Below are 26,091 nucleotides of genomic sequence, written 5' to 3'. Positions count from 1 at the left end.
CTGCATGAGTACGGACGAAGCACCGATCGCTCTAGATACGTTAAGCGAAGCCCTTCAATCAGATAATCTCAAACAGATTCGCTACATGCTCAACAAGGGCATGCGGCCTGTGGAAGTTGCTCACCTTCTAGAGAAAACCCCTCCTCGCGAACGTCGCATTGTATGGAACCTGCTCAACCCAGAGATAGAGGGTGAGGTTCTACAACACCTCGGTGAAGATATTCAGGCTGAAATTGTCAGCGATTTAGACGCGGCAGAAATTTTGGCGATGACAGAGTCACTCGATGTCGATGACTTAGCCGATATTCTTCAGCAACTTCCTGACACGGTCATGCAAGAGATGCTGCAAAACATGGATTTGCAGAATCGCCAACGTGTTGAAGCGGTACTCTCCTATCCTGATGATACGGCCGGCGGTCTGATGAATACCGATACGGTAACCATTCGACCTGATATTACGGTTGAGACGGCGCTTCGTTATCTACGTCGACACAGTGAGATTCCTGACAGTACCGACAGTATTTTCGTAGTGAGTCGCAAACGCAACGCACTAATCGGTGTACTTCCTATTACTCGACTTCTTATTTCAGACCCACAGATGCTGGTTCGTGAAATCATGAAGACCGAGAATGACCATGCAATCCCTGCCGATCTTCCTGAACGAGAGGTAGCTCGAATCTTCGAACAGCGCGACTTGATCTCGGCCCCTGTTATCAATGAGGATCGACAGCTTCTAGGTCGTATCACCATCGATGACGTAGTCGACGTCATTCGAGAAGACGCCGATCACTCACTGATGAGCATGGCCGGTCTGGACGAGGATGAAGACACCTTTGCTCCGGTACTAAAAACCAGTCGCCGTCGTGCAGTCTGGCTGGGAATTAACCTTATTACCGCTTTTTTGGCCTCGGCCGTCATTGGCCTGTTTGAAGCCACCATCGATCAGGTTGTAGCCTTGGCAGTACTGATGCCCATCGTCGCCTCAATGGGTGGCATCGCCGGCAGTCAAACCCTCACTCTTGTCATTCGTGGCCAAGCACTTGGACACATTGAAAGACACAATATTGGCTGGCTGTTTAACCGTGAGTTAATCGTTAGCATCATCAACGGGTCACTCTGGGCTGTTGTAGTGGCCGCCATTGCTGTCCTCTGGTTCCAAGATATGACCATCGGTATAGTGATCGCAATGGCCATCGTGATCAATCTAGTCGCGGGCGCTATGGCAGGCAGCCTTCTGCCACTGACCCTTAAGCAAGCGGGAATCGATCCAGCACTAGCCGGGGGTGTATTACTCACCACCATTACAGACGTGGTAGGTTTTTTTGCCTTCCTCGGACTAGCCACCTTTTTCTACGGTTAATTATGAGCAGTAAAAATTTTTCAAAAGAGAGTGATCAAGAGATCGAACTCGTCAGCCGCAGCCAGGTTAAACGAGAAGCTGAAGAGCTTCAAAAACTGGGTGGTCGCATCACTGAGTTACGACTTGATCAACAAGCGAAAGTCCCCATGTCTGAACGCCTAGCAGAGGCCTGTGCAGAGATGACAAGAATCACCTCTAATGGTGCGAAAAAACGTCAACTGCAGTACATCGGCAAATTGATGCGCACAGAGGATGCCGATGCCATTCGTGTCGCCATTGACCAATTCGACTCAGCTAGCGCTGCTCATAACCAGAAATTTCATGCACTTGAGCAGTTGCGTGAACGATTGATAGCCGGAGACAAGTCAGCGCTCTCTGAGGTGATGGAGAAGTTTGAAAACTGTGATATGCAGCATCTACGAGCTTTGATTCGAAATGCTCAAAAAGAGCGCAAAGAGAACAAGCCACCGGCCAATTTCAGAAAGGTATTTCAGTACCTTCGTGACTTAGATGACGAGTCTTGAGGATAAATCTTAACGATCTCTCTTATTAATGATTTCAAGCACAGGTTCTCTCCAAGGGCCTGTCATTGAATAGCTCAGTTTAGTCGCTTCGTTGATCTTATCCCCAATCAACTTGTCGATAAGAAACAGGGCTCCTGCCACCTGAGGGGCCCCAAGTAGAACGGCGGCCAGCGGTGAGTTACCGGTTAACGGCAAAATCACATCGACCCGTTTATCCACCGTTTTATTGATTAGATTTAAAGAGCCTTCTGCAGTCAAATCTGCCGAGGCGCCTCTCATAATAAGTGGCTCTTGAGTCTTAGCAACCCCACCCTCTAAATGGTACTTACCGACCAACTTATCAAAGGTGATACCGGATTTATAAAGGTCACTAAAATCGAGGCGCAGACGTTTAAATAGATTGTTAAAATCGAGTATTCCGAACAATCGAAGAAGCGCTGAGTTACCTTTTGCTTCAGTAATCTGCCCATCTCGAAGGTCAAATTGCAGATCACCTCCTAGGCGATAACGACTGAATGACCAAGGTGCACCAGGCCAGCTCAGTGCAAACTCAGCGGCGAGACTTTTCGTCTCTATCGCTCTTGGATCACCCATCGACTCAAGATAGTCGGCAAGGTTACTACCTTTTGCGCTCAGGGCAATGCGACTCTGCTCGCCCTCACCGACTGACCAGATCCCCTGTCCGGTTAAGCTGATACCTGCGACATCGGCCTCCAATTGATCGATCAAGAGACTGTTGCCTGATGGAAGTAGATGGGTTGTCCAACGCCCCCATTGATCATCATTCCAAACAAGGTTTTCAACCAGAAGGTTGGTTGAAGGTATTTTGCTGATCACCTCGATGGGTGTCGGATCAGGCAATGGAACTTCTGGTTCTATTATCGATGGATCGCTCTCTGGTGTGCGCAGGTGAAGGTGGCGAAGGTTTAAGTCCAAGCTGGAATCTGCAAGCTTGTAATCTATAACACCCTGAATATCACGGCCATCCAGTGCAATAGACCACCGATCGTTAGGATTGCTCGCCTCAGCAAGGATTGACTCAAATTTAAGAGCTCCAACATTCAGCTGTCCGATCTCGATGGCTGTTGTAACGGAAAGCCTTTCTTTAGTTCCATTTTTAGGCTCTGATAGAGCATCAATAAACCCAAGTAGCTCCTCAACTTCAATTGAAGGTAGGGATCCATCAATGTGAAGGCGATCAGATATTTTATAGCTCGCCTGATTGCCGCCCAGACGAATATTACCGGTTAAAAGCTCACCTAGATTTAGATGGGCCTTTAAACGATCAGCATAATTAAGCTGCAAGGTTGGTGATGACTGCAAGGTCATCAAAAGGCTCAAACGGCTAATATCGGAAGATTGATGTGCCAAATAGTCTGGAGCATCTACTCGGGTACCCGTTAGTTGAGACTCCAATTTAAGAGTCGATTGACACTCTTTAGAGCAAAGTTTTAATGTCGAGTTGAGTGGAATTTCACCCGAGATAACACCTGACAAAGGAATACCAGCCCATTGCATCAATCTTTGAGAATCAATTCGACCAGCAATCTGAATATCAGTAGCGGTTGAGTCACTTGAGATATCAACATCAAAAGTTCGACCTAAGAAGCTTGCTTTCAAACCCTCAGCCGACAGTCCGCTCTCTAAATCAAAATCAATAGTACCGTCTATATCCGTTACGGCAACCCGTTGGGTTTCGGAGATGAAAACACCACGATTCAGCTCAGATTGAACCTGCAGTTTAGGGGAACCTCCTTTGAGAGGAACTTGTAAATCCACTAATGATTTATGACTACCAGAGATCTGCCAATCCCCTAGCTTATTGCCAACACTGTTAGCCAACGCCTGGCTGTGAAATAGACTGTTCAAATCAAACGCTGAACCCTCAATCGCTAACAAGGTCTTGAGTTCACCCGACCCGCTCTCCATCCAAAGATCTGCAAAACCGATCTCAGTGCCTGCGGCACTGCCCTGCTCTAACTGAACACGAGCGGACCCATCTCGAGCATGAATGATCGCTTCAGCCCGGTTCAACACGGGCCAGGGTGATTGATAATCTAGTGTTGTATTCTCTACCGCAATGTAGAGTTCGCTCAATGGCTTAGGTCTATCAGCCACAGACCTAGTCGGAGTCACCAGAACTAAACCCGCCTCTTTGACATCACCTTGAATCAGCGCTCTGTTTAGCCAGCTATAAAGCCCTTCACCGACAACCTTAGGCGGAGTTAACAGGAGTGCCTCTCGGGCTATTGCACCCTCAAGCCCCATCGATAGATTAAGTAGCGCTTGTTGCTCTTTATCATAGGGTAGATCGATCGAGAACTGCCCTCGTGTTCGGATGTTATTCAGACCCAGCTCTAATAGATCAGATCCAACGGCCGCATAATCACTGTGAAGTTGCCAATTAACACGTCCTTGCGCAAAATTAAACGGCAATGCCCAGTCGTAGACCGTTGGAAATTCCATGACAAGCTGCTGACTGTCAATATCTACCCAGCCGCGGTCACTTGAAACATAAAACGAACCATTCAACTGTGATGCAGCAGGTGAACCTTTCCAGGATTTGACCGACACATCTGACAACTCACCGACTACTGAGAGGTATTCTAATCCTTGGCTAAGATCAACGGTTAACCCTTTGACTAAACCACCGGGAGAGAGCGATTTAATCACCTCTCTGCTTTGATCACCCAAAGGCTGGTTCAGCGCAAGAGCCGACAGGTCTGATAGATTGAGCTCAGCCAGTTGAATTCGGTTTGCCGTCCAACCATTGACGCCAGTACTTAAATCGATCGCAGTCGTTGGCAGTGTGAATTCACTGCCTTGATAGAGGGCTGAAAAATCTTGAAGTTGCAGCTGATAATCACGATCAACCGACTGAACAGAGAAATTTGTTGAAAGCTGCTCTAGTGCCAGCTCACCAAGCTCATCGGGCAGTACCAGTTGCAAGCTATTGGCTGATAAATTACCGACAAGATAATCCAGACTGGCACCACGCAACTGCCCCCATAGCCGCGCATTCGCACTAAGAGAGAAGCGCTGTTCGACCCCTGCAAGATCGGCTAACTCTGAGCCAATGTTATCGAGTTCAACATAGAAAGGTAATAGTAGCTGACCGTTTGAGGATTGACCTTGGTGCTGAATCGCAAAACGCATGCGACTATCTTGACCCAACACTGGCATCCAAAAACTACCGCTCAATTGATGCTCTGTTTCACTGCTTTCAAGAGACATATTGTCCAGATTGATGAAACGAGAGCGACCTGATTCTGGAATCAGATGAAGTTGTGATTCAGAAAACTCGATGGAAGGCTGTTCAAATAGAATAGCGATCAACGTATCGATTGCGCGATTATCGGTCTTTGATTGATTCGAGTCAGCTAACCACCGCCCTTCAGATTGACGCCACTTTACATTCAGACCCTGTGCCGTGACCCGTTGAAAAATAGGCGCAGCATCAATCAATGAACGCCATGGATCGAATTCAAACGAGATGTTTTGGAGGTGAAACTCGATCTGCTTTGATTTGAGGTAGTCAATATCCGAATGGATCTCTTTGAACTCAAAGGTTGGATAGGGACCGCGCCAGCCAGTCTCTAGCTCGCCTATGGTGACTTCAATACCAAGGTATTGACTAAGCTGAGCCGCAATATCAGTTCGGTAATCGCCCAGCAAAGGGAATGCTAGACGCACAGCCGTTAGCAGGATGGCTAACAGTGCTGCCACCATCAAAACCCACCAACTGACCCAAAGCGTATGCCGAACCATGAATTCCCCGCTACCTCAGAACCACATCAAAGTGTTCTGGGTTGTAGTGAGTGTCACTCTGGAATCGAATCGTTTTCCCAATAAACGACTCCAGTTCAGCGACATGGTCTGATGCATCATCCAGCAAATAATCAACCACGGCTTTAGCCGCAATGACCAAATAGGAGTCGGTATCGTAGGCCCTATGTTGACGCAAGATCTCTCGAAAGATTTGATAGCACACCGTCTCAGGCGTACGAATCATGCCTCGACCTGAACAGGTCTCACAGGTTTCACACAGAACCTGCTCTAAACTCTCTCGAGTACGCTTACGCGTCATCTCAACTAGCCCCAATTCGGATACGCCGGTCACTTTGCATTTAGCGTGATCTTTATCTAGCTGTCGCTGAAGAGTTCTCAAAACTTGACGCTGGTGCTCTGGGTCTTCCATATCGATAAAGTCGATAATAATAATGCCACCCAAATTACGAAGCCTCAGTTGGCGACCAATCGCTGTCGCAGCCTCCAAATTGGTTTTAAAAATCGTCTCTTCCAAATTGCGATGGCCTACAAAAGCGCCGGTATTGATATCAATCGTAGTCATCGCTTCGGTTTGGTCAAAGATGAGGTAGCCACCTGACTTAAGCTCAACCTTGCGGCCCAGTGCCTTCTCCATCTCCTCTTCGACATTAAATAGGTCAAAAATGGGACGTTCGCCTGGGTAATACTCAAGCTTTGATTCAATTTCAGGGACTAGTGTTCGAGCGAAACTTTGTGCACGCTGAAAGGTCTCTTTAGAATCAATTCTGATACGTTCAATCTCAGAATGAGTCATGTCTCTGAGTGCTCGCATATTTAGCGGCAGGTCCTCATAGACGGTTGCCGGCGCTTTCGCCCCTTTGACTCGGTTCTGAATACTCTCCCACAAGCGATGCAAGAAACTGATATCGGCTTTTAATTCCAACTCTGTCACGCCTTCAGCCACAGTTCTCAGAATGTAACCATACTCAGGCTCAGCTGTCTCATCGTCAGGGTGGATCAACTCAGATCTGAGAATCTGCTTTAAGCGATCTCGTTCCTCTTCATCCTCAATTCGTTGAGAGACCCCAATATGAGAGGCATCGGGCATTAAGACCAGATAGCGTGATGGCAGAGATATATGAGTCGTCAATCGAGCCCCTTTACTGCCAATAGGGTCTTTAGTGACTTGTACTAGCAACGATTCGCCTTCACGCAACACCTGAGCAATGGAGAGAGCAGCACGCTCATCCGGTGTCAGAGATTGATCAACGACTTCATCAACGTGTATGAAAGCAGCTCGCTCAAGTCCCACATCGACAAATGCAGCCTGCATGCCTGGAAGTACTCGTACCACTCGTCCTAAATAGATATTGCCTAAAATCCCGCGACGTTTTGCACGCTCAACATAGATCTCTTGCGGCATGCCATTTTCAATGACTGCGACTCGAGTCTCCATCGGTGTGAAGTTAATCAGTATCTCTTCACCCAAAACCTTACTCCTTACTCAACAGACCCTTGAGTCCACGCTGAGAATCCAAATTTTTCTAGAATCTTTCCAGTTTCAGCGATCGGCAAACCCACGACTGCGCTGTAACTTCCCTTAATCTCTTTGACAAACAGTGCACCCAAGCCCTGAATGCCATAGCCACCCGCTTTATCCTGAGGTTCTCCGCTGAGCCAATAGCGCTCCATCTCTCTCTTATTTACAGGATAGAAGCTAACCTGAGTAATCACCACTTCGCTGCGAGTCTGTTGACCATCAGAAATAGCCACTGCAGTCATAACCTGATGTTGGGCACCCGACAGGCGTTTAAACATAGTAAAGAAGTGATCAGAACTTTCAGGCTTCCCTAATATCTGATTATCGATCACTACACTGGTATCGGAACCTATTACCAGAGCCCCTGGGTAGTGTTGTGCAACGGCTTCGGCTTTATTGCGTGCCAGGCGGTTTACATAATCCTCAGGTGTTTCCTCGCTCAGCGGTGTCTCATCGATATGAGCCGGATGCACTTCTGGAGAGATCCCTATCTGTTTTAATAACTCCAGTCGTCTAGGTGACTGAGAGGCCAAAACCACGTTCATTAGTTCAAATCCAAGGATCGTGCCAAGCGACGCAAAGTCATAAACATGAATGGCCAGAGAAGCGCACTGGTCAAAGCCGGCAAAAGAAACAGCAGTGTATCAGCAGAATTTCCAACCAGACCTTGCATCCAATAGTAGATCAATTGATTCAGCCCCACCAACAGCAGCAACACAAAGGACTGCTGAAGCATTGGAAACACTCTTAACCGACTGTGCAGTAACTGTGTAATGAAGGCAATCAGAGTCAGAGATAGAGCACCTAAACCGAGCACTGAGCCTCGCATTAAATCCAGTAATAGCCCAATAAAAAACGCATAGACTAAGCCAACACGATTGGGGGCCCAAATAAGCCAAAAGAAAAGAACCAACAGAACGAAGTCTGGCCGGAACCACTGCAGAGAGCTCTCCAAAGGAAATTGACTCAGCGTTATTGCTAGCAGAAAAGTAGCCAGTGTGACAAAAAAGCCACCACCAGAGGCTTGATCACTCACTCTCCAACCTCTTTAGTCCATTCACCTGCTGAACCAAAAGCAGATAGCGGCTCTTATCAAGCGTTGCCGTTGGCCTTGCTCTGACCACTGCAAAGGAACGACCAGGCTCCTGTCTAAATTCGGTTATCTCAGCGACGGGGTAACCCATTGGAAAGACGCCGCCCAACCCTGAGGTAACCAACAGGTCACCAATACGAATATCTTCAGTATTGGGGATGTGGTCCAGTTTGAGCTCAGTAGTGGATCCACTACCGAGCGCAAGGGTACGGAAACCCGTACGTAAGAGTTGAACAGGCACAGAGGATCTAGAGTCAGTCACCAACATGACTCGACTGGTGACGGGCGCAAGATCAACGACAAGACCCATGATACCGCCGGAGTCCAGTGCAGGTTGCCCAATAACAACTCCATCCTGTTCACCGCGGTTAATCAATATTTCATGCTGAAAAGGGTCAGAGCTAACGCCGATCAACTCAGCCATCTGAACCTCTTCCTCCACCTTTTGGCGAGCATTCAGCAAAGTTCTTAAACGGCGATTTTCACTGGCAAGAGTCGCGTTTTGTAGCACTTTTTGTTCTAGCAGAATGGCTTCTGTTCGCAACTCATCATTCTCTGCAATCAGTGTGGCACGACTGACCACCACATCTGAAACGCCACCTGCCATTTTGACTGGCAAATCCACCAACCACTGCAAGGGGGTAGCAACAAGGTTTAGATAGGCTTTGCCTTCACGAAATTTGTTGGAGGTAAGATCGAGCGCTACGATAGAAAGCGCTACGATTATGAGAAGAGTAAACAGCAAACGCGACGGACCACTTTTAAAGATCATGACTTTAAACCCTTCGCGTTGCCGTTATTAAAGATCAGTCACGTGACAGTAACTCAAAACCCTGTTTATCCAGTATCTCAAGTGCTTTACCGCCACCACGGGCCACACAGGTCAATGGATCTTCTGCCACAATCACAGGAAGGCCGGTCTCTTCCGTCAGAAGGCGATCAAGATTTCTTAGCAGTGCACCACCGCCTGTCAAAACAATACCGTGCTCAGCAACGTCCGCTGCCAATTCAGGTGGACACTGTTCTAGTGCTCCTTTAACAGCCTGAACGATCGACTGAAGTGGCTCTTGAAGGGCTTCAAGAATCTCATTCGAGTTGAGCGTAAACATGCGAGGAATACCCTCTGCCAGGTTACGACCACGAACATCAATCTCTAACACTTCTGGCGCAGGGTAAGCTGTACCGATCTCTTGTTTGATTCGCTCGGCTGTCGCTTCACCGATCAAGCTTCCATAATTACGACGAACGTAAGTAACAATCGCCTCGTCAAATCGGTCACCGCCGACACGAACAGATTCAGAGTAGACGATACCGCTCAACGAGATCACCGCAATCTCAGTGGTACCGCCACCGATATCGACCACCATCGAACCGGTTGCTTCATCAACTGGGAGACCAGCACCGATCGCAGCCGCCATTGGCTCTTCGATCAGGTAGACCTCTCGAGCACCTGCACCTACTGCAGACTCTTTGATTGCTCGACGCTCAACCTGAGTTGACTTACAAGGCACACAAATCAGAACACGAGGCGATGGACGAAGAAAACTGTTGTTGTGAACTTTACTGATGAAGTACTGAAGCATCTTTTCAGTCACGTGGAAATCAGCAATTACACCATCTTTCAATGGACGAATAGCGGTAATATTGCCTGGCGTTCTACCCAACATTCTTTTTGCATCGGTACCGACAGCCGCTACGGTCTTCTGGTTGCCTTGCTGGCGGATAGCCACTACAGATGGCTCATCTAGCACGATCTCACTATCTCGAAGATAGATCAGCGTATTGGCAGTTCCCAGGTCGATGGAAAGGTCGCTAGAAAAGAGACCACGAATCTTTTTAAACATTGGATTTAAAACCTTATAAGCGATGACTTTAGAAGCCAATTCATTAATCAAAGAATGTTAGCAACGACGGGGATTTTGGGCAAGGCGCAAATGTGATAGATTACGCGCCATCACAATGTTTTTACGAAACTATTTTCCACTTCTTACAGCCGCAAAATAGTTTCAATCACACCATTTAAAGAAAGAAGGTTAAGCATGTCCATCGATCGCTCCGATGTTGAACGTATTGCCCATCTTGCCCGTTTAGAGTTGAACGAGCAGGATATTCCGGCCTACACCGAAAACCTAAGCAGCATTTTAAATCTTATTGATGAGATGCAGCAGATTAATACAGACGGTGTGGAGCCATTGGCACACCCACTGGATGCAGTCCAACGCTTGCGTGCTGATGAAGTTACCGAGCTGAATCAACGAGATAAACTTCAAGCGGTTGCACCAGCTGTTGAAGAGGGGCTTTTCCTTGTCCCTAAAGTCATTGAGTAACAGGATTCGGATTAGAGATATGTTTGAAAAAACACTGAGCGAACTGGCTCAAGACCTTCGCAATGGCACTGTGAGCAGTGTTGAGCTTACCCAAGCGTTTATCGATCGCATCAACCGTTGTGACAGCGAGTACAACTCGTTCATCACCACCACCCCTGAACTGGCTCTGCAGCAAGCAAAAGCAGCTGATGAGAGTATTGCAGCGGGCACAGCGGGCACCTTCACAGGACTTCCGATCGCGCACAAAGATCTGTTTTGCACCGAGGGCGTCAAAACCAGTTGTGGCTCCAAAATGTTGGATAACTTTGAGTCCCCCTATGACGCTACCGTAGTAGCAAAGTTTAAGTCAGCGGGCGCCGTTATGTTGGGTAAAACCAATATGGATGAGTTTGCGATGGGATCAACCAACGAGAGCTCTTTCTATGGTGCTTGTAAAAACCCTTGGGATACAAGCCGTGTACCAGGAGGCTCTTCAGGTGGTTCTGCTGCTGCAATCGCAGCACGACTAACACCTGCAGCAACAGGTTCAGATACAGGTGGTTCGATTCGCCAACCGGCAGCGTTCTGTGGCATTACCGGCATCAAGCCAACTTATGGACGCGTCTCTCGTTACGGCATGGTTGCCTACGCCTCTTCGCTTGATCAGGGCGGTCCAATGGCTCGCAGTGCTGAGGATTGTGCTCTTATGCTGAACGTCATGGCGGGACAGGACTCAATGGACTCAACCTCATCGGCACAACCGACTGAGGATTACACTGCGTCGCTCAACAACTCGCTTCAAGGCCTAAAAATCGGAGTTCCGAAAGAGTTTATGAGTGCCGATTTAGACAGTGCAATGGCGGCTCAGATTGAGACAGCGATCAAACAGCTTGAATCGCTGGGCGCCACAATCAAAGAGGTTAGCCTTCCGAATACACGCATGTCGATTCCGGCTTACTACATCATTGCTCCGGCGGAGGCATCGTCAAACTTGTCACGTTTTGATGGCGTACGTTATGGCTACCGTTGCGAGAACCCACAAGATTTGGAAGACCTCTATAAACGGACTCGTGGCGAAGGCTTTGGCTCTGAAGTTAAACGCCGCATCATGGTTGGAACCTACGCACTCTGTGCCGGCTACTACGACGCCTACTACAACAAAGCTCAACAGATTCGCCGTTTAATCCAACAAGATTTCATGCGCATCTTTGAAGAGGTCGATGTCATTGTTGGGCCGACAACACCAAGCCCTGCGTTTACCATTGGTGAAAAAGTGAATGACCCTGTCGCAATGTACATGGAGGACATCTTCACACTGTCGTTAAACCTGGCTGGTCTTCCCGGTATGTCCGTACCTTGTGGACAGGTAAACGGCTTGCCTGTTGGCCTTCAGTTGATAGGGAACTACTTTGACGAAGCTCGCCTATTGAACGTAGCTCACCAATACCAACAAAATACAGAGTGGCACACCCTGTCACCGGTTACGGCATAAGGAGATCGATATGGAATGGGAAACAGTTATCGGTCTAGAGATCCACGTTCAGCTCGCGACCAATACGAAAATATTTTCAGGTGCTAGCACTGCCTTCGGTGCCGAACCCAATACACAAGCGTGCGCCGTTGATCTGGCATTGCCGGGCACACTGCCGGTATTCAACGATGGCGCACAGAAAATGGCCATCATGTTTGGCTTAGCGATTAATGCCGAAATCGGTAAACGTGCCGTTTTTGAGCGCAAAAATTACTTCTATCCAGATCTTCCCAAGGGTTACCAGACAACCCAACTAGAAGCACCTATTGTTGGCGAAGGTTACGTCGATATTGAAACGGAAGATGGCGAACGTCGTGTTCGTATTCATCACGCTCACCTAGAGGAAGATGCCGGAAAATCCTTACACGAAGATTTTCACGGCCAATCCGGTATCGACCTTAACCGAGCCGGTACACCTCTAGTCGAAATTGTCTCTGAACCCGATATGCGCACCTCTAAAGAGGCCGCTGCTTACGCTCGCAAGATCCATGCGATTGTAACCACTCTTGGCATCTGTGACGGTAACATGGCCGAGGGCTCAATGCGTTGTGACTGTAACGTCTCCATTCGCCCAAAAGGCAGTGACACCCTAGGTACTCGCACCGAGCTCAAGAACATCAACTCGTTCCGCTTCATTGAGCGCGCAATCGACACCGAGGTAGAGCGTCAAATCGACTTAATCGAAGATGGCGGCACAGTAGTACAAGAGACTCGTCTTTACGATCCAGACAAAAACGAGACTCGAAGCATTCGCTCGAAAGAGGATGCTAACGACTACCGTTACTTCCCTTGCCCAGATCTACTTCCTGTCGTGGTCGATGATGCCTATGTAGAAGCCATTCGTCTAACGCTTCCAGAACTGCCGGACGCACGAAAAGAGCGTTTCATCAGTGAACTGGCTCTGTCTGAATACGACGCAGGTGTTCTGTCAGCTTATCGCAACCAAGCGGACTACTTTGAGTCAGTGGTTGAGTGTTGTGGCGATGCCAAATTGGCTGCTAACTGGGTGATGGGAGAGTTGGCCAAAAACTTAAACGCAGCCGATCTAAGCATTGATAACAGCCCTGTTAGCGCAGAGCAGTTAGGCGGTCTTCTGGTTCGCATCAAGGACAACACCATCTCTGGCAACATTGCTAAGAAAGTCTTTGAAATCCAATGGAACGAAGGCGGTACCGCCGACGAAGTGATTGAAGCCAAAGGGTTGAAGCAAGTTACTGACACCGGTGCGATAGAGACAATGATCGACGAGGTCATTGCCAATGCGACAGCACAGGTTGAGCAATACAAAGCCGCTGAACCAGAGAAACGCGGCAAAATGTTAGGTTTCTTTATGGGCCAGGTCATGAAAGCATCCGGTGGCAAAGCCAACCCTGGTGCGGTCACCGGCATACTTAAATCTAAACTGGATGCTCTTTGCGACTAACAGGTAAACACTATGTCTGAACTACTGAATGCAATCCACGCCATTGTAGGTGATAAAGGTCTCATCACCGACGAGCGTGTTGCTCAACGACCTAATGAGAGTTGGAGTAAAGGCAGCTGTCCGGCGAAAGCGGTGATTCGACCCGCGTCGACGGAAGAGGTCTCAAAAGTGCTCGCCCTGTGTCACGAGGCAAATCAGACCATCATTCCACAAGCCGGCATGACCGGCTTAGCGGACGCGACCAAAGCGACTGAAGGGGATTTTGTTCTAAGCCTTGAGCGCATGCGTTCCATTGAGCAGTTAGATACCCAAGGTGCCACTGTGCTCGTTCAAGCCGGTGTGGTTGTTGAGGATCTTCAAAATGCAGCAGCCGAGCACGACCTCCTTTTTGCAGTAGATTGGGGTGCTCGGGGTTCAGCACAGGTTGCAGGAATGCTTGCAGCCAACGCCGGTGGCAATAAGGTTATTCGCTACGGTATGGCACGTGATCAAGTTCTCGGTCTAGAGGTGGTGCTAGCCGATGGCACCGTCCTAACCAATCTTAAAGAGACACTGAAAGATAATACCGGATACGACCTAAAACAGCTGTTTGTCGGCTCAGAAGGAACTCTAGGTATTATCACACGCGCCGTTTTGAGACTTTGGCCTTCAGCGCCAGCACGTCAAACCGCACTGGTCGGCGTCGAGAGTTTTGATAACGCACTCTTACTGCTTAACACGCTGAAACAGAAACTCGAAGGTAAGCTCTCGGCATTTGAAGCGATGTGGAACAGTTTCTATAGCTTTATGGTTAACGAAACCGGTAATCATCAAAAGTTTATTGATGACTCCCTACCCTACTACATCCTAGTAGAGTCAGAGTGTGTCGATGACACTCGCGGAAAAGAGCAGTTCATTGAGGTGCTTGGCGAACTTCTAGAACAAGAGGTCATTGTCGATGCTGTGATTGCCGAAAGTCAGCAGCAGTCAGCGGCACTCTGGGCAGTTCGAGATGACATTGAGGCGATGGTTCAAGCCTTCAGTCCTCTGATTCCTTACGATATCAGCCTACCGTTGCGTCATATGGAAGCCTACACAAACGAAGTCAAAGAGGCACTGTCAGAACAGTTCCCTGAATCGACCTGCCTGACCTTTGGGCACCTTGGCGATGGCAACATTCACTTCTGTGTAGGTCCGGTCAGCGATAAAAAAGCGATCGACACGGTAGTCTATAAGATCCTAGAGAAATACAAAGGCTCTGTTTCGGCAGAACACGGCATTGGACTGAGTAAAAAGCCCTATATCCAGCTAAGCCGAAGTGAAGCTGAACTCGCCGTCATGCGCAGTATTAAAGCCGCTCTGGATCCTAAAGGGATTCTAAACCCTGGGAAGATTATTGGCTGATGAGCTCGATAGACTCTCTTCAGGAACCGATTCCACCAGGGGATTACGACTGCTGCGAAAGTGGTTGTGAACCCTGCGTTTGGGATATCTACTATGCAGATAGAGCCGCATGGCAAAAGCAGCAGGCAGCACAAAAATCAGCAGAGACTAAGGAAGATCAATCAACTGAAGGCGATTGATCTTCTCTCCTTCTCGTTGCTCAAATGAGTACAGAAGGTTATTTAATTCAGGAATTAAGCCGACCTTTTCAATTTTATCACCATCGACCCTTTGCCAAGTTTCCAGAACCAAATCCTTATCACGGCTCTTAATTAAAGAGTCCTCACCTTTAACAAAAACAACCTCCGAAACCCCTTTCGACTTCACAAGAGGTATCTTCAGCGTTTCAATAGATTCACCGCAACTAGTCGCTGCTTGAAGCTGAAGGATGAAGGTCAAAGGATCCTGAAAACCCTGCGGAAGCTCCAACTGAGACGTCTTACCTTTTCTATTCACTTCAGCCGTTGCGCCATTGAACTGAATGGTCGTTTTACGCGCCCCAAGCCCTTGCTGTTCAAAGAGGTAATTAATCGGAACGATGCCTTGCTCATCAACAATAAAATGGCTCTCCTCCTCTAGCGAAGCCAGTAGAACAGAGACAGACTGAAGCAATGTGAACTGACCTGAATCTGATTGAGAGATCGCTCGAGCCCCTTTCGCCCGAATACCATCAATTTCAACACGATACTCAAGAGTCTCGCCGACTCTGGATGCAAAATAATTCTGCATACATTGAGTGTCTGCCGACGCCAAAGAGCTGAGGAACAAAAAAAGTAGAGGATAGATTTTCATAAGATTTATTCTAACCCACTTAACTGAGTAGAAAATGAATACGCATACCATTCTGGGCATTCACAGCTCCTTTCCATCCGTGGAATCGCTGCATACCGTCCGTCCTGGACATTCACAGCTCATTTCCATCCATGGAATCGCTGTATACCGTCCGTCCTGGACATAAAAAAGGGTAGCTTGAGCTACCCTTGTGTTAGACGTCTTATTCATCACTCACGGATGATTGAAACATCCTCAGCTTGAAGACCTTTATCGCTGTCGTGCACATTAAAACGAACACGTTGGCCTTCGTTTAATGAACGGTGTCCACGGCCACGAATGTTACGGAAATGAACGAAAACATCATCTCCATTGGCACGAGTAATAAAACCGAAACCTTTAGAAACATTGAACCACTTAACAGTACCGACTTCACGACCATCATCGATGTCATCCTCTTCATCCGCACCGTTTACACGACGTGAAGATTGAGATGCTGATGCGGAGCCAGAGCTAGCCACAAGAGTACTGATGAAAACAGCCACAAACGAAACGGCAAGCACTGGTAAGTAGTGCGATTCCGCTTTAAAGAAGTGACCAGCAGCTGCGATAACACAGGCTGCAATTACGCTGATAATGATATTTTTAATCACTGATTAACCACCCATTGGAAATATTTCTTTGTATTTTTTGGAACAAACAAATTACTCTGTACGACATTAAAAAACCCGCACAGAAAGTGAGATATAACGTATTAGTTATATTTTTTCAACAACTTAGGGGTTTACGGCGGATAAATTAACCCAAAGAGTAAGAAGAACACGAAATTATGAGTGAATCGAACAGTCGTTTAGATGATCTGGAGAGTCGAATAGCGTTTCAAGAGGAAGCGATCGATCAACTGAGTGAAATCACCATTCGCCAAGCGAAAGAGCTGGATGAACTGCGACGCATGATTATGATTCTGAACGACCGTGTTAAGAACGCTGATAATAGTGGCTTTTCACCAGCGGCGGATGTGCCACCACCACACTATTAATCGACTCATTTAGCGGTTAACAAACTAACTGCCTAACTTGCGTCTCGCATAGATATCAAAACGCCCAGACTTACCCTCTAATGCATAGCTAGGCTTCGGTCCTTCAATAATAGGCGCCTTTCTTGGTCGCTTCACAACAACCCTTGCTGGGTCATGTTGCAAAGCGGCGTCTAGCAACTCTGCACTGTCCTGATCGGCACCCACAAGCGAGCGAAAGGCTAGCATCTCTTTTTTCACCTGAGCCGACTTATCCGTGTGAGGGAACATCGGATCGAGATAGATCACGTCGTACTGATTAGAGGTCGTTTGAAGGAACTCAACCGCTTGGAGGTGACTTAATGAGAGTCTGGCCAGAATCTCCTGCAACTCTGGATCGGATGAGAACTGAGCTCTGTGCAACCCATCTCTCAACAACGCATGAACTACTGGCACCCGCTCCACCATATCCACACGACAACCTAAGGTCGCCAGCACAAAACTATCACGACCCAGCCCAGCGGTCAGATCGGCTATGTAAGGGGTAAATGCAGAGGATACGCCACAAGCCTTAGCAATCTGTTGCCCTTTACCGCCACCAAAACGACGACGATGAGCCACCGCACCCGATTCAAAGTCTACTCGAATAGGACCGGGCGCTTTAGGGCCAAGCTGGACCAGCGACAGACCATCAAATCCCACCTGAAGTAGATAGTCGAACTCAGAACCTGATTGACCACTTTTTACCAAGGGAAGATTTAAGCCATTGCTAAGCTTTTCGGCTTCCGGAAGCAGTTCATGAGACTCAACGGAAAGACCAATCATCAGCGAGTCAAAGCCCAAACTGCGATCAAAGTAACACCTAGAATCAAACGATAGATTACAAAAGGACGCATGCCGATTTGATCAAGCAGCTTCAGAAACAGATGAATACACGCCCAAGCGCTGAGGGCCGCTACGAGTGCACCAACACCAATCATCTGCCAATGCGCGTCTGCGCCGATATCGATAAGCTCTTTACCCTTCAATAACCCTGCCCCCAGAATAACTGGGATTGAGAGCAAGAATGAGAAACGGGCGGCACTTTGACGATCAAATCCCAACATAAGCGCTGCTGTAATGGTGATACCCGATCGAGAGGTTCCAGGAATGAGAGCGATGGCCTGAGCTACACCAATCACAATAGCATCCTTAAAGCCGAGCTCTTTCATAATACGCGTCGCCTTATTGGTAGCGTCTGCCCAACCGAGTGCAAGGCCAAATAGAATGGTGGTGCCAGCAATAACCAAAATGGATCGACCATAGGTATCAATCCAGTCGCCCAACAGCAGGCCTGCTATGACAGCTGGGATCGTCGCAAATGCTACAAACCAACCAAGTTTCCCATCATCCGAGGTTCTACCAGCCAGAGTTAATGTTGACGCTGCCACAATCGACACCACTTCGCGCCGAAAATAGATGATGACAGCCGTCAGCGTGCCAACATGAACACCAACATCAAATGCTAATCCCTGATCACTCCAACCAAACAGCTGGGAGGGTAGAATCAAATGTGCAGAACTTGAGATCGGTAGGAATTCAGTTAACCCCTGTATCAGGGCCAATATCAGAGTATGTATCCAATCACTGAGCGTCACTGCTCACTCCTTTTTTTCCAAGTGCCCTCTCGAACATAAACGGGTAAAGCCTCTTCAGGCGGCACTTGATCACCCCTTTCTAGAGCTGACACTGCCATATTGAGCATACTCTCAGCCTGAGGGTACTGATCAGACAACACCCTACCCAAACCGTTTTGAACTAATGAATTCAACTGATCCAAGTAGTTAAGGCCTGGGCCAATTGCTACGCATTGAGAAACCTTTTCAGGCAGAACAACGGCTGAGGGTGCCGTCACCTGCTCCTCAGTCAAAGCAAAGATTGTGCCATTTTCCACCTTATAGACTGCCCAATAGACCTCATCCATTCGGGCATCCAAAGTCGATAGAATAAAGCCAGCCTCTGGGCATAATGCAAGCGCCTGATAAGCCAAGGTCTCAAGGGTCGATAGAGGGATCACAGGAGTATCAAAGGCGACTGCTAGCCCCTGTGTTGCTCCTGTTGCTATACGAATGCCGGCAAATGACCCTGGCCCGCGCCCAAAAGCGATCGCATCAAGCTCTTTTACCGATAGCTTGGCCTCTTCAAGAACACTTTCAACCATCGGCAACAGCAGTTGGGTATGCCCTCTGGGTACCACTTCAAACCGACAAATGCGCTGTTCGCCGTTTAGTAAGGCGACTGAACAGGCATCAGTTGAAGTATCTAGTGCTAGAACCTTCGTCATAATATTACTCTTAAATTAAATCTGAGCCCCAGGATGGCATGATCGATTGATCATAACCGAGCTGACTCAACACCCTTGCGACCACAAAATCGATCATATCTTCGACCGTGGTGGGTTTATGATAGAAACCTGGTGACGCCGGCAGTATGACCGCCCCCATGCGGGTCAACTTCAACATATTCTCAAGATGTATCTCAGAATAGGGAGCCTCTCGCGGCACCAAAATAAGTGATCGACGCTCTTTTAGGGCAACATCCGCAGCACGCTCAATCAGATTATTACTGGCCCCAGTCGCAATGGCTGACAGTGTTCCTGTTGAACAGGGACAGACCACCATCTGACTGGGAGCGCCTGAGCCTGAAGCGACAGGAGCAAACCACTGCTCTTTACCAAAGACTTTAATCTGCTCCGCTTTAGCACCCGTGAAATCAGTAAAAAACTGCTGCTGAGCATCAGGAGTCCCTGGCAAGCTGTGCTCTGTTTCAGCCGCGACAACAACTTGAGCCGCTTTGGAGACCATCACAAAGAGTTGAACGTTCTGCTGAACCAAGCAGTGCATCAAACGCAGTGCGTACTGAACCCCCGAAGCTCCGGTTATGGCTAGGGTTACTCTTGAGTCAAAATCTGCCACGGTTCACCTCAATGTGTCGTCGAAATAAGGAGTTGTTTAATTCGCTCGTGAATGCCTTCGAATCCACCGTTCGACATCACTACGATATGACTGTTGTGTTGTAGCTCTGATTCGAGAGACTCAAGCAGAAGATCAATGCTATTAAATACAGCCTGCCCGTCAAAGCCAGCAATCTGATTCTCTAAAGACCACCCCTGAGAATCCGGTTGATACCAAAAAACAGTATCAGCTTGCGCGGCGGATTCAGCTAACTGGCTCTTAAATACGCCTTGTTTCATGGTATTAGACCTTGGCTCGATGATGGCAATCAACTTCTCATCGTGCACTTTCGCTCTCATACCTTGCAAGGTCGTCGCAATAGCCGTCGGATGGTGAGCAAAATCATCATACAGAGAGACCCCTGAGAACTGACCTAACAGCTCCATGCGGCGCTTCACGCTTTTGAATTGGCTTAATGCCTCCGCACTCACTTCGGGGGTAATGCCAACGTGTCTTGCTGCCAACAGAGCATGCAGTGCATTGCGTTGATTGTGCTCACCGGTCAATTCCCAATCAACCCAGACAGGGGCCGTCTCTTTGACGCAAATTTGAAAACGCTGACCACCAGACTCTTGCTCACCGATTGCAGCACCAGAGTGACCAGGATTCATTGAAGTTGACTCTAACTCACTCCAACACCCCTGCTCTATCACCTGCTCGACTGCCGGAATATCCGAGGGGTAGATCACTCGCCCAGTAGCAGGCACCAAACGCATGAGGTGATGAAACTGCCTCTGAATCGCTGCAAGATCATCAAAGATATCTGCATGATCAAACTCTAAGTTATTAATCACCAGTGTTCTTGGGTTGTAGTGGACAAATTTAGATCGCTTATCAAAAAAAGCGGTATCGTACTCATCTGCCTCGATAACAAAAAAGTCGGTCTCTCCCAAACGAGCTGAGCAGTCAAAATCGAGCGGAACGCCACCAATCAAAAAACCAGGCTTCAACCCAGCGTACTCCAGAATCCATGCCAACATGGTCGCTGTGGTGGTTTTACCGTGAGTACCTGAAACAGCCAATACCCAACGATCCTTGAGCAAGTGATCATGTAACCACTGTGGTCCCGATGTGTGGTGAATCCCTCTCTCAAGCACCGCCTCAACACAAGGATTGCCGCGCGACATCGCGTTACCGACTATCACTAGATCGGGATTGGAGTCCAATTGAGTGGGATCGTAGCCTTGAATAATCTCAATGCCTAAGGTTTCAAGTTGCGTACTCATTGGCGGATAGACGTTCTGATCCGAACCGCTGACACGATAACCTAGCTCTTTGGCCAAAATCGCTAAAGAGCCCATAAAGGTGCCACAAATACCAAGAAAATGAAGATGCAAACCGGTGGTATCCCACAAAAAATTATAAAGATGGGCTTTAATTAACCGAAAAACCCATTTCGCACATGCAATAGCGTACCAACTTGCCTATAATTTTCATCATATTTCACACGACTAAGAGATTCTCTAATGCAGTTACTGAGCTCCTTCCTAAAGCACAACAAAACCGATGCAGACCTTGTAGAGGTGATCGAAGTCTTAATGATCGCCTGTAAAGAGGTTGCATTGCAGCTTCGCGAAGGCGCTCTGGCCGGCGTTTTGGGCACCAGCACTCTGACTAACGTACAGGGCGAGACCCAAAAGAAACTCGATATCGTTTCTAACGACATCATTAAAAAAGTCCTTCTGGATAATCGACTTGTTCGTGGCGTTGCCTCAGAAGAGGAAGAGGAGCCAGTTTGGGGATCTCGTGATGGTCGCTACCTTGTAACTTTTGACCCGCTGGATGGCTCATCAAACATCGACATCAACGTCTCGGTTGGCACGATCTTCTCAATCATCGAAGCCCCAAAACCTTGGGCTAAACAGGACACCAATGAGTTCCTCCAGCCAGGACGTAAGCAAGTGGCGGCAGGATACGTGCTTTATGGGCCTTCTGCAGTATTAGCCCTAACCACTGGTAGCGGCGTTAACATGTTCACGCTGGCTCATACCGGTGACTTTATCCTGACAGAGGAGTCGGTCAAAATTCCTGAAGAGACCAGCGAATTTTCGATCAACATGTCGAATAAGCGTCACTGGGAACCTCAGATGCAAGAGTACATCGACGATCTACTGCTTGGCGAAGAGGGTCCTCGCGAGAAGAACTACAACATGCGCTGGGTGGCCTCTATGGTGGCCGAAGTGCATCGCCTACTGACCCGTGGGGGCATCTTCACCTACCCATGGGACTCACGCGATCCGGGCAAACCGGGCAAACTACGCCTGATGTACGAAGGCAACCCAATGAGTTTCCTTATCGAGCAGGCTGGTGGCGTCGCTTCGACCTGTTACGAAGAGATTATGGATCTTAGCCCAGAGCACATTCACCAACGTGTATCCGTCGCGCTAGGTTCAAAACAGGAGGTAGAGATGTTGAAAGCCTACCACCGTAAGAAAAGTGAAAAATAGCGCTTAGTAGCATTTAGTTATATTACCAAGGTGCCTATAATGCGCCGCAGAAATTAATGAAACGTTCATAGGGAAACAACATGAGCTTTGAAAAAGTACCAGCGGGTAAAGACCTGCCAAACGACATCTACGTTATCATCGAGATCCCAGCTGAGAGCTCGCCTGTAAAATACGAGATCGATAAAGACTCTGACTCTATCTTTGTTGACCGCTTCATGGCTGCGCCAATGTTCTACCCAGCGAACTACGGCTACGTAAACAACACACTAGCTGACGATGGTGACCCTCTAGATGTACTTGTACTGACTCCACATCCAGTCATGACAGGTTCTGTTATTCGCTGTCGTCCAGTCGGCATTCTAAACATGACCGACGAAGCGGGTGAAGATGCGAAACTGGTTGCTGTTCCTCACGAGAAACTAAGCCAGGCTTACAACGACATCCATGACGTTGATGACCTGTCGCCACTTTTGAAAGATCAAATCTCTCACTTCTTCGAGAACTACAAGAAGCTTGAAAAAGGCAAGTGGGTTAAAGTTGAAGGTTGGTCTGACGCTGCTGCAGCTCGCGACGCGATCATCAAATCAGCTGAAGCTTACGAAGCAGCTAAGTAATTAGATAATTAAAAAGCCCGATCCGCTCTGCGGGTCGGGCTTTTTTGTATGTAACAGGTTAAACTTGTCGATTCAGTCAAGTTTAACCGCTCTGGAGCTAACATGAGCCGCCCCGATATTAACGAAATCAAGCAAGTTTACATTGAATCAGACTTGCTCTTTTCAAACTCTGAAGTCAACCAAGCGATCGACAAGATTGCTGATGAGATCACCGGCGAATATGCTGATCGCGATCCTGTCATCTTCACGATAATGAACGGCGGTCTTGTTATCTGCGGTCAGCTACTGACTCGCTTAGAGTTCCCTCTCGAAGCGGGCTACCTACATGCGACTCGCTACCGCAACACGACCTCTGGCCACGAACTAGAGTGGAAGGTTCCACCGATGATCGATTATCAGGGACGCGATGTGTTAGTGGTCGACGACATCCTAGATGAGGGACACACACTTCACGAAGTGATGAATCACCTCAAAGAGGGTGGAGCTAAAAGCGTGGCATCGGTCGTACTGATCGACAAAATACACGATCGCAAAGCCGTGCCTGGGATGAAAGCAGACTTCACCGGTCTAACCATACCGGATCGCTACATTTTTGGCTTTGGACTTGATTACAAAGGCTACTGGCGCAACGCACCCGGTATCTTTGCAGTCAAAGGTCTTTAGTAACCTACTGATTGATCTCATCAAACAGTAGGTTAAATGCCTCAGTCAATTTATGTTTGGCTGCCATGTGAACCAGTGGTTTAGCCAGCATATGACTCTCTTTCATTTTCACTGACGCAGGTAGCTTGGCGTTTAGCACCGGCAGATCTTGCTCCACGAGCGATTCAATGATCTGCCTAGGCAGCGACGCTCGTGGCTGAAACTGATTCACCACAATCCCTTCCAACACCAACTGCTCATTATGATCTTCACGCGTTTCGTTGATGTTATGCAGTAGGCTGTAAAGAGCTTGGCGTGCAAACTCATCACAATCAAAGGGGATCAAACAACGCTCAGCGGCGCAAAGTGCGGAGAGCGAAAAGAAGTTAAACGCTGGCGGCGTATCAATGTAGATCGCATCGTAATGGTCATCCAGAGCGTCACACAGATCTCTAAGCTTATAGATCTTATGTTTCGACTCTAACTTCGACTGCAAATCACCTAAATTCGGGTTACAGGGAATAATATCGAGATGATCGAATGGGGTCGCAAAACAGTAATCTTGTTCGGCCACTTTGTTCAGCTGAAAGCTCAATACCGACTCAAAGAAACTCTGTACATCGAGCTCTGGCGCATCGGAGTCATCACCCAACAGGTAGTGTGTTGAGTTACATTGCGGATCCAAATCGATCACTAGCGTTTTAAGTCCGCGAGCTGCACTGATAGCCGCCAAATTGACCGCGATACTCGACTTACCAACGCCACCTTTCTGGTTGAAAATAACTCGACGCATAAATTACCCCTGGGAGAGAAGATCTCTCAAATCAATAATGGCTGCATTAGCACGGGAAATGTATGAAGCCATCACCAAAGAGTGGTTGGCTAAAAATCCAAATTCGGTGCCGTTAAGAATAATGGGACTCCAGATGGTGCCCTGTGTGGCCTCTAGTTCACGAACAATCTGCTTCAACGAGGTGACCGCACTCTTCTTCTCAAGACTCTGTGCAAAATCCAACTCGATAGCACGTAAAATATGAATCAGAGCCCAGGCAGTTCCACGCGCTTCATAGAAGACGTCATCAATCTCACTCCAAGGCGTTTGTATCTCTAACTCTGAGGGCTGAGCCGTTGCTTGGGCGCCCCCCTGACTGCCGGCGAGATCGGTATTAATACGGCGCTGCCCAACGCTGGCACTTAAGCGCTGTGAAATACTACCCAGGCGAGTTGAAACGTCGCCCAACCAATCTTGAAGGTTATCGGCACGAGCATAGAACTGCGCCTGTGATTCATCCTGACTAGAGAGTTTGCCTTGATAGGCTCTTAATGAAACCAACGCATCTCGATACTCACTTTCACTTGAGGGTATCAACCAAGAGTTATTATCAAAGTGTAATTTGGGTTCCGCAGAGGCTAGATCCTTCTGTTCAGTCGACTGCGACTGAGAACGACTGAAGGTTTTGCGCATTGCTCGACTCAGGTCACGAATCTGCACAAGCACACCAAATTCCCAATTAGGCAGGTTATCCATAAGAACACCCGGCGGAAAACGATCATTGGAGAGGTAGCCACCTGGCTTGTTAAGAAGCGACTCTGTCAGTTCGATCAGTGTAGCGGTTGTGTAACTGCCGACCACCACCGTCTCATTTCGCTCGGCAGCGCTAGCTTCAGTCAACTGCTTCACATCAAATTGAGCTGGAGTCCAGCTCCAGAGAAAGCCCAATACAACCACCACCAGTGAGTAGGCTGCCAGAGGCGCCAGTAACAGATAAAAGCGCTTTACTCCGAACCTTTCCCGAAGACGATCTAGGAGATCCAACAGAGTTCTAAATAGACCTTTCATACACTACCTTTTGCGTAAATAAGCATCACAAAAATACAAATGCTGCACTGCACTATGACCTGTACAGCCCCTTGGGTCAATCCATCGATAAGTTGCTTTAAACAACCTCGTTTTAATATCAAAAGCCATTTTGCACAAATAATAGACAATTAACGTGTAGATAGCGTTAAATTTGCCGAAATTCACACCATTTTCGCAACTTTCAGCTGGACAACCCCCTTTAGTCTCATGCAAACTTAACCTTATAGGGCTCTGTTAATAGATATCTGCCTATTCGATGCAATTAACAGCCATATCCCAACAATTTATTACTTAACTGCGCTACAGGAGCACATCATGGATATTCGTAAAGTTAAAAAACTGATCGAACTTCTCGAAGAGTCAAACATCAACGAAATCGAGATCAAAGAGGGCGAAGAGTCTGTTCGTATTAGCCGTGGTGGTTCTATCGTTGCGGCTCCAGTAGCAGCACCTGCACCTGTCGTTGCTGCAGCACCTGCTTCCGCTGCTGCTCCAGTAGCTGCACCTGCTGCAGCAGAAGCTGCACCAGCTGCGCCAGCGGGTCATACAGTTAACTCACCAATGGTGGGTACTTTCTACCGTTCACCAGCGCCTAGTGCTCCAGCATTCATCGAAGTGGGCAAAACGGTTAAAGCGGGTGACGTCATCTGTATCGTTGAAGCGATGAAGATGATGAACCAGATCGAAGCAGACAAGAGTGGCGTGATTGAAGCCATCCTTGTTGAAGATGGTCAGCCGGTTGAATTTGATCAACCACTCGTTGTCATTGCCTAAACTCTAA

The 26,091-nt window shown here is 48.1% G+C and carries 27 protein-coding genes; 12 read left to right on the top strand and 15 right to left on the bottom strand.

What is annotated here, in order from left to right; genetic code table 11:
• Nucleotides 1-4: 4 nt before the first annotated feature.
• Both mgtE and yjgA read left to right on the top strand, forming a co-directional pair.
• Nucleotides 5-1,360: a magnesium transporter gene (gene mgtE / locus XMD564_RS01060; protein ID WP_173480510.1), complete on the top strand. Its 1,356-nt coding sequence runs from the start codon at nucleotides 5-7 to the stop codon at nucleotides 1,358-1,360.
• Between the two features lie 2 nt (nucleotides 1,361-1,362).
• A complete protein-coding gene (gene yjgA, locus XMD564_RS01055) occupies nucleotides 1,363-1,884 on the top strand; it encodes a ribosome biogenesis factor YjgA (RefSeq protein ID WP_173488568.1) in 522 nt (173 codons plus the stop codon).
• 9 nt (nucleotides 1,885-1,893) lie between these two features.
• Here the strand turns inward: yjgA and XMD564_RS01050 are convergent, their stop codons facing one another.
• From XMD564_RS01050 to XMD564_RS01025, 6 genes are read right to left on the bottom strand one after another with little or no spacing between them, the layout of a single operon-like run.
• On the bottom strand, nucleotides 1,894-5,652 hold the full coding sequence (locus XMD564_RS01050; RefSeq protein ID WP_173507654.1) for a YhdP family protein: 3,759 nt from the start codon (nucleotides 5,650-5,652) through the stop codon (nucleotides 1,894-1,896).
• A 10-nt stretch (nucleotides 5,653-5,662) separates the two neighbouring features.
• Nucleotides 5,663-7,141 (bottom strand): ribonuclease G, encoded by a 1,479-nt coding sequence (rng, locus tag XMD564_RS01045; RefSeq protein ID WP_173507653.1) that lies wholly within the window; start codon nucleotides 7,139-7,141, stop codon nucleotides 5,663-5,665.
• A gap of 11 nt (nucleotides 7,142-7,152) precedes the next feature.
• Nucleotides 7,153-7,737, bottom strand: coding sequence for a nucleoside triphosphate pyrophosphatase (locus XMD564_RS01040; RefSeq protein ID WP_173507652.1), 585 nt, complete (start codon nucleotides 7,735-7,737; stop codon nucleotides 7,153-7,155).
• The gene (gene mreD, locus XMD564_RS01035; protein ID WP_173507651.1) at nucleotides 7,737-8,228 is read right to left on the bottom strand and encodes a rod shape-determining protein MreD; all 492 of its coding nucleotides are present in this window, start codon (nucleotides 8,226-8,228) and stop codon (nucleotides 7,737-7,739) included. Before mreD ends, XMD564_RS01040 begins: the two co-directional genes overlap by 1 nt.
• Nucleotides 8,221-9,057, bottom strand: coding sequence for a rod shape-determining protein MreC (mreC, locus tag XMD564_RS01030; RefSeq protein ID WP_173480504.1), 837 nt, complete (start codon nucleotides 9,055-9,057; stop codon nucleotides 8,221-8,223). The genes mreD and mreC overlap by 8 nt, the downstream gene beginning before the upstream one ends.
• 34 nt (nucleotides 9,058-9,091) lie before the next feature.
• A complete protein-coding gene (locus XMD564_RS01025; RefSeq protein WP_173480503.1) occupies nucleotides 9,092-10,129 on the bottom strand; it encodes a rod shape-determining protein in 1,038 nt (345 codons plus the stop codon).
• Between the two features lie 195 nt (nucleotides 10,130-10,324).
• Here XMD564_RS01025 and gatC point away from each other — a divergent pair, with 195 nt between their 5' ends.
• From gatC to XMD564_RS11540, 5 genes are read left to right on the top strand one after another with little or no spacing between them, the layout of a single operon-like run.
• On the top strand, nucleotides 10,325-10,612 hold the full coding sequence (gene gatC / locus XMD564_RS01020; RefSeq protein ID WP_173480502.1) for an Asp-tRNA(Asn)/Glu-tRNA(Gln) amidotransferase subunit GatC: 288 nt from the start codon (nucleotides 10,325-10,327) through the stop codon (nucleotides 10,610-10,612).
• Nucleotides 10,613-10,631: 19 nt separating this feature from the next.
• On the top strand, nucleotides 10,632-12,083 hold the full coding sequence (gatA, locus tag XMD564_RS01015; RefSeq protein WP_173480501.1) for an Asp-tRNA(Asn)/Glu-tRNA(Gln) amidotransferase subunit GatA: 1,452 nt from the start codon (nucleotides 10,632-10,634) through the stop codon (nucleotides 12,081-12,083).
• A 10-nt stretch (nucleotides 12,084-12,093) separates the two neighbouring features.
• Nucleotides 12,094-13,545 (top strand): Asp-tRNA(Asn)/Glu-tRNA(Gln) amidotransferase subunit GatB, encoded by a 1,452-nt coding sequence (gene gatB / locus XMD564_RS01010; protein ID WP_173507650.1) that lies wholly within the window; start codon nucleotides 12,094-12,096, stop codon nucleotides 13,543-13,545.
• 12 nt (nucleotides 13,546-13,557) lie between these two features.
• Nucleotides 13,558-14,928, top strand: coding sequence for an FAD-binding oxidoreductase (locus XMD564_RS01005; protein ID WP_173480499.1), 1,371 nt, complete (start codon nucleotides 13,558-13,560; stop codon nucleotides 14,926-14,928).
• On the top strand, nucleotides 14,928-15,107 hold the full coding sequence (locus XMD564_RS11540) for an oxidoreductase-like domain-containing protein (RefSeq protein WP_173480498.1): 180 nt from the start codon (nucleotides 14,928-14,930) through the stop codon (nucleotides 15,105-15,107). Before XMD564_RS01005 ends, XMD564_RS11540 begins: the two co-directional genes overlap by 1 nt.
• On the opposite strand, the gene XMD564_RS00995 is transcribed toward XMD564_RS11540, so the two are convergent.
• Both XMD564_RS00995 and XMD564_RS11525 read right to left on the bottom strand, forming a co-directional pair.
• A complete protein-coding gene (locus XMD564_RS00995) occupies nucleotides 15,076-15,759 on the bottom strand; it encodes a DUF3108 domain-containing protein (protein WP_256368148.1) in 684 nt (227 codons plus the stop codon). The genes XMD564_RS11540 and XMD564_RS00995 overlap by 32 nt on opposite strands.
• 209 nt (nucleotides 15,760-15,968) lie before the next feature.
• Entirely contained in the window at nucleotides 15,969-16,391 is a 423-nt protein-coding gene (locus XMD564_RS11525) for a cold-shock protein (RefSeq protein ID WP_371731415.1), read from the bottom strand.
• A 176-nt stretch (nucleotides 16,392-16,567) separates the two neighbouring features.
• Here XMD564_RS11525 and XMD564_RS00985 point away from each other — a divergent pair, with 176 nt between their 5' ends.
• Complete coding sequence (locus XMD564_RS00985) at nucleotides 16,568-16,777, top strand: SlyX family protein (RefSeq protein ID WP_173480496.1); 210 nt, start codon at nucleotides 16,568-16,570, stop codon at nucleotides 16,775-16,777.
• Between the two features lie 24 nt (nucleotides 16,778-16,801).
• Here XMD564_RS00985 and XMD564_RS00980 read toward each other — a convergent pair whose 3' ends face one another.
• From XMD564_RS00980 to mpl, 5 genes are read right to left on the bottom strand one after another with little or no spacing between them, the layout of a single operon-like run.
• Nucleotides 16,802-17,578, bottom strand: coding sequence for a class I SAM-dependent methyltransferase (locus XMD564_RS00980; RefSeq protein ID WP_173480495.1), 777 nt, complete (start codon nucleotides 17,576-17,578; stop codon nucleotides 16,802-16,804).
• Nucleotides 17,578-18,390 carry an undecaprenyl-diphosphate phosphatase gene (locus XMD564_RS00975; protein ID WP_173480494.1) on the bottom strand — a complete coding sequence of 271 codons (813 nt, stop codon included), beginning with the start codon at nucleotides 18,388-18,390 and terminating at the stop codon, nucleotides 17,578-17,580. Before XMD564_RS00975 ends, XMD564_RS00980 begins: the two co-directional genes overlap by 1 nt.
• A complete protein-coding gene (tsaB, locus tag XMD564_RS00970) occupies nucleotides 18,387-19,076 on the bottom strand; it encodes a tRNA (adenosine(37)-N6)-threonylcarbamoyltransferase complex dimerization subunit type 1 TsaB (protein WP_173480493.1) in 690 nt (229 codons plus the stop codon). The genes XMD564_RS00975 and tsaB overlap by 4 nt, the downstream gene beginning before the upstream one ends.
• Nucleotides 19,077-19,086: 10 nt before the next feature.
• Nucleotides 19,087-19,707: a flavin prenyltransferase UbiX gene (locus XMD564_RS00965; RefSeq protein WP_173480492.1), complete on the bottom strand. Its 621-nt coding sequence runs from the start codon at nucleotides 19,705-19,707 to the stop codon at nucleotides 19,087-19,089.
• 8 nt (nucleotides 19,708-19,715) lie between these two features.
• The gene (gene mpl / locus XMD564_RS00960; protein WP_173480491.1) at nucleotides 19,716-21,083 is read right to left on the bottom strand and encodes a UDP-N-acetylmuramate:L-alanyl-gamma-D-glutamyl-meso-diaminopimelate ligase; all 1,368 of its coding nucleotides are present in this window, start codon (nucleotides 21,081-21,083) and stop codon (nucleotides 19,716-19,718) included.
• A 129-nt stretch (nucleotides 21,084-21,212) separates the two neighbouring features.
• Here mpl and XMD564_RS00955 point away from each other — a divergent pair, with 129 nt between their 5' ends.
• The 3 genes from XMD564_RS00955 (at nucleotide 21,213) to XMD564_RS00945 (ending at nucleotide 23,470) form a co-directional block, all read left to right on the top strand.
• Entirely contained in the window at nucleotides 21,213-22,193 is a 981-nt protein-coding gene (locus XMD564_RS00955; protein ID WP_173480490.1) for a class 1 fructose-bisphosphatase, read from the top strand.
• Nucleotides 22,194-22,273: 80 nt separating this feature from the next.
• A complete protein-coding gene (gene ppa, locus XMD564_RS00950) occupies nucleotides 22,274-22,807 on the top strand; it encodes an inorganic diphosphatase (RefSeq protein ID WP_173480489.1) in 534 nt (177 codons plus the stop codon).
• Between the two features lie 102 nt (nucleotides 22,808-22,909).
• Nucleotides 22,910-23,470, top strand: coding sequence for a hypoxanthine-guanine phosphoribosyltransferase (locus XMD564_RS00945; RefSeq protein ID WP_173480488.1), 561 nt, complete (start codon nucleotides 22,910-22,912; stop codon nucleotides 23,468-23,470).
• Nucleotides 23,471-23,474: 4 nt separating this feature from the next.
• Here XMD564_RS00945 and XMD564_RS00940 read toward each other — a convergent pair whose 3' ends face one another.
• Together XMD564_RS00940 and XMD564_RS00935 are read right to left on the bottom strand one after the other, a co-directional pair.
• Nucleotides 23,475-24,242: a ParA family protein gene (locus XMD564_RS00940; protein ID WP_173480487.1), complete on the bottom strand. Its 768-nt coding sequence runs from the start codon at nucleotides 24,240-24,242 to the stop codon at nucleotides 23,475-23,477.
• 3 nt (nucleotides 24,243-24,245) lie between these two features.
• Nucleotides 24,246-25,289, bottom strand: coding sequence for a DUF2333 family protein (locus XMD564_RS00935; protein WP_173507649.1), 1,044 nt, complete (start codon nucleotides 25,287-25,289; stop codon nucleotides 24,246-24,248).
• 336 nt (nucleotides 25,290-25,625) lie between these two features.
• On the opposite strand from XMD564_RS00935, the gene accB reads away from it, so the two are divergent.
• Entirely contained in the window at nucleotides 25,626-26,084 is a 459-nt protein-coding gene (gene accB / locus XMD564_RS00930) for an acetyl-CoA carboxylase biotin carboxyl carrier protein (RefSeq protein WP_173494696.1), read from the top strand.
• The last annotated feature ends 7 nt before the right edge of the window (nucleotides 26,085-26,091 follow it).

The organism is Marinobacterium sp. xm-d-564 (genome assembly GCF_013283345.1).
In the GTDB taxonomy this organism is placed as follows: domain Bacteria; phylum Pseudomonadota; class Gammaproteobacteria; order Pseudomonadales; family Balneatricaceae; genus Marinobacterium_E.
This window is presented reverse-complemented; position numbering and strand designations above follow the sequence as displayed.

Bases quoted from the DNA above. Each gene is read 5' to 3' on its own strand.
- gatC (WP_173480502.1), top strand. From the start codon at position 10,325: ATGTCCATCGATCGCTCCGATGTTGAACGTATTGCCCATCTTGCCCGT.
- XMD564_RS01050 (WP_173507654.1), bottom strand. From the start codon at position 5,652: ATGGTTCGGCATACGCTTTGGGTCAGTTGGTGGGTTTTGATGGTGGCA.
- gatA (WP_173480501.1), top strand. From the start codon at position 10,632: ATGTTTGAAAAAACACTGAGCGAACTGGCTCAAGACCTTCGCAATGGC.
- yjgA (WP_173488568.1), top strand. From the start codon at position 1,363: ATGAGCAGTAAAAATTTTTCAAAAGAGAGTGATCAAGAGATCGAACTC.
- XMD564_RS00945 (WP_173480488.1), top strand. From the start codon at position 22,910: ATGAGCCGCCCCGATATTAACGAAATCAAGCAAGTTTACATTGAATCA.
- XMD564_RS00935 (WP_173507649.1), bottom strand. From the start codon at position 25,289: ATGAAAGGTCTATTTAGAACTCTGTTGGATCTCCTAGATCGTCTTCGG.
- mreC (WP_173480504.1), bottom strand. From the start codon at position 9,057: ATGATCTTTAAAAGTGGTCCGTCGCGTTTGCTGTTTACTCTTCTCATA.
- mgtE (WP_173480510.1), top strand. From the start codon at position 5: ATGAGTACGGACGAAGCACCGATCGCTCTAGATACGTTAAGCGAAGCC.
- gatB (WP_173507650.1), top strand. From the start codon at position 12,094: ATGGAATGGGAAACAGTTATCGGTCTAGAGATCCACGTTCAGCTCGCG.
- tsaB (WP_173480493.1), bottom strand. From the start codon at position 19,076: ATGACGAAGGTTCTAGCACTAGATACTTCAACTGATGCCTGTTCAGTC.
- accB (WP_173494696.1), top strand. From the start codon at position 25,626: ATGGATATTCGTAAAGTTAAAAAACTGATCGAACTTCTCGAAGAGTCA.
- XMD564_RS00955 (WP_173480490.1), top strand. From the start codon at position 21,213: ATGCAGTTACTGAGCTCCTTCCTAAAGCACAACAAAACCGATGCAGAC.
- XMD564_RS01040 (WP_173507652.1), bottom strand. From the start codon at position 7,737: ATGAACGTGGTTTTGGCCTCTCAGTCACCTAGACGACTGGAGTTATTA.
- XMD564_RS00980 (WP_173480495.1), bottom strand. From the start codon at position 17,578: ATGATTGGTCTTTCCGTTGAGTCTCATGAACTGCTTCCGGAAGCCGAA.
- XMD564_RS11540 (WP_173480498.1), top strand. From the start codon at position 14,928: ATGAGCTCGATAGACTCTCTTCAGGAACCGATTCCACCAGGGGATTAC.
- XMD564_RS00995 (WP_256368148.1), bottom strand. From the start codon at position 15,759: ATGAAAATCTATCCTCTACTTTTTTTGTTCCTCAGCTCTTTGGCGTCG.
- ppa (WP_173480489.1), top strand. From the start codon at position 22,274: ATGAGCTTTGAAAAAGTACCAGCGGGTAAAGACCTGCCAAACGACATC.
- XMD564_RS00985 (WP_173480496.1), top strand. From the start codon at position 16,568: ATGAGTGAATCGAACAGTCGTTTAGATGATCTGGAGAGTCGAATAGCG.
- XMD564_RS01025 (WP_173480503.1), bottom strand. From the start codon at position 10,129: ATGTTTAAAAAGATTCGTGGTCTCTTTTCTAGCGACCTTTCCATCGAC.
- XMD564_RS00940 (WP_173480487.1), bottom strand. From the start codon at position 24,242: ATGCGTCGAGTTATTTTCAACCAGAAAGGTGGCGTTGGTAAGTCGAGT.
- XMD564_RS01005 (WP_173480499.1), top strand. From the start codon at position 13,558: ATGTCTGAACTACTGAATGCAATCCACGCCATTGTAGGTGATAAAGGT.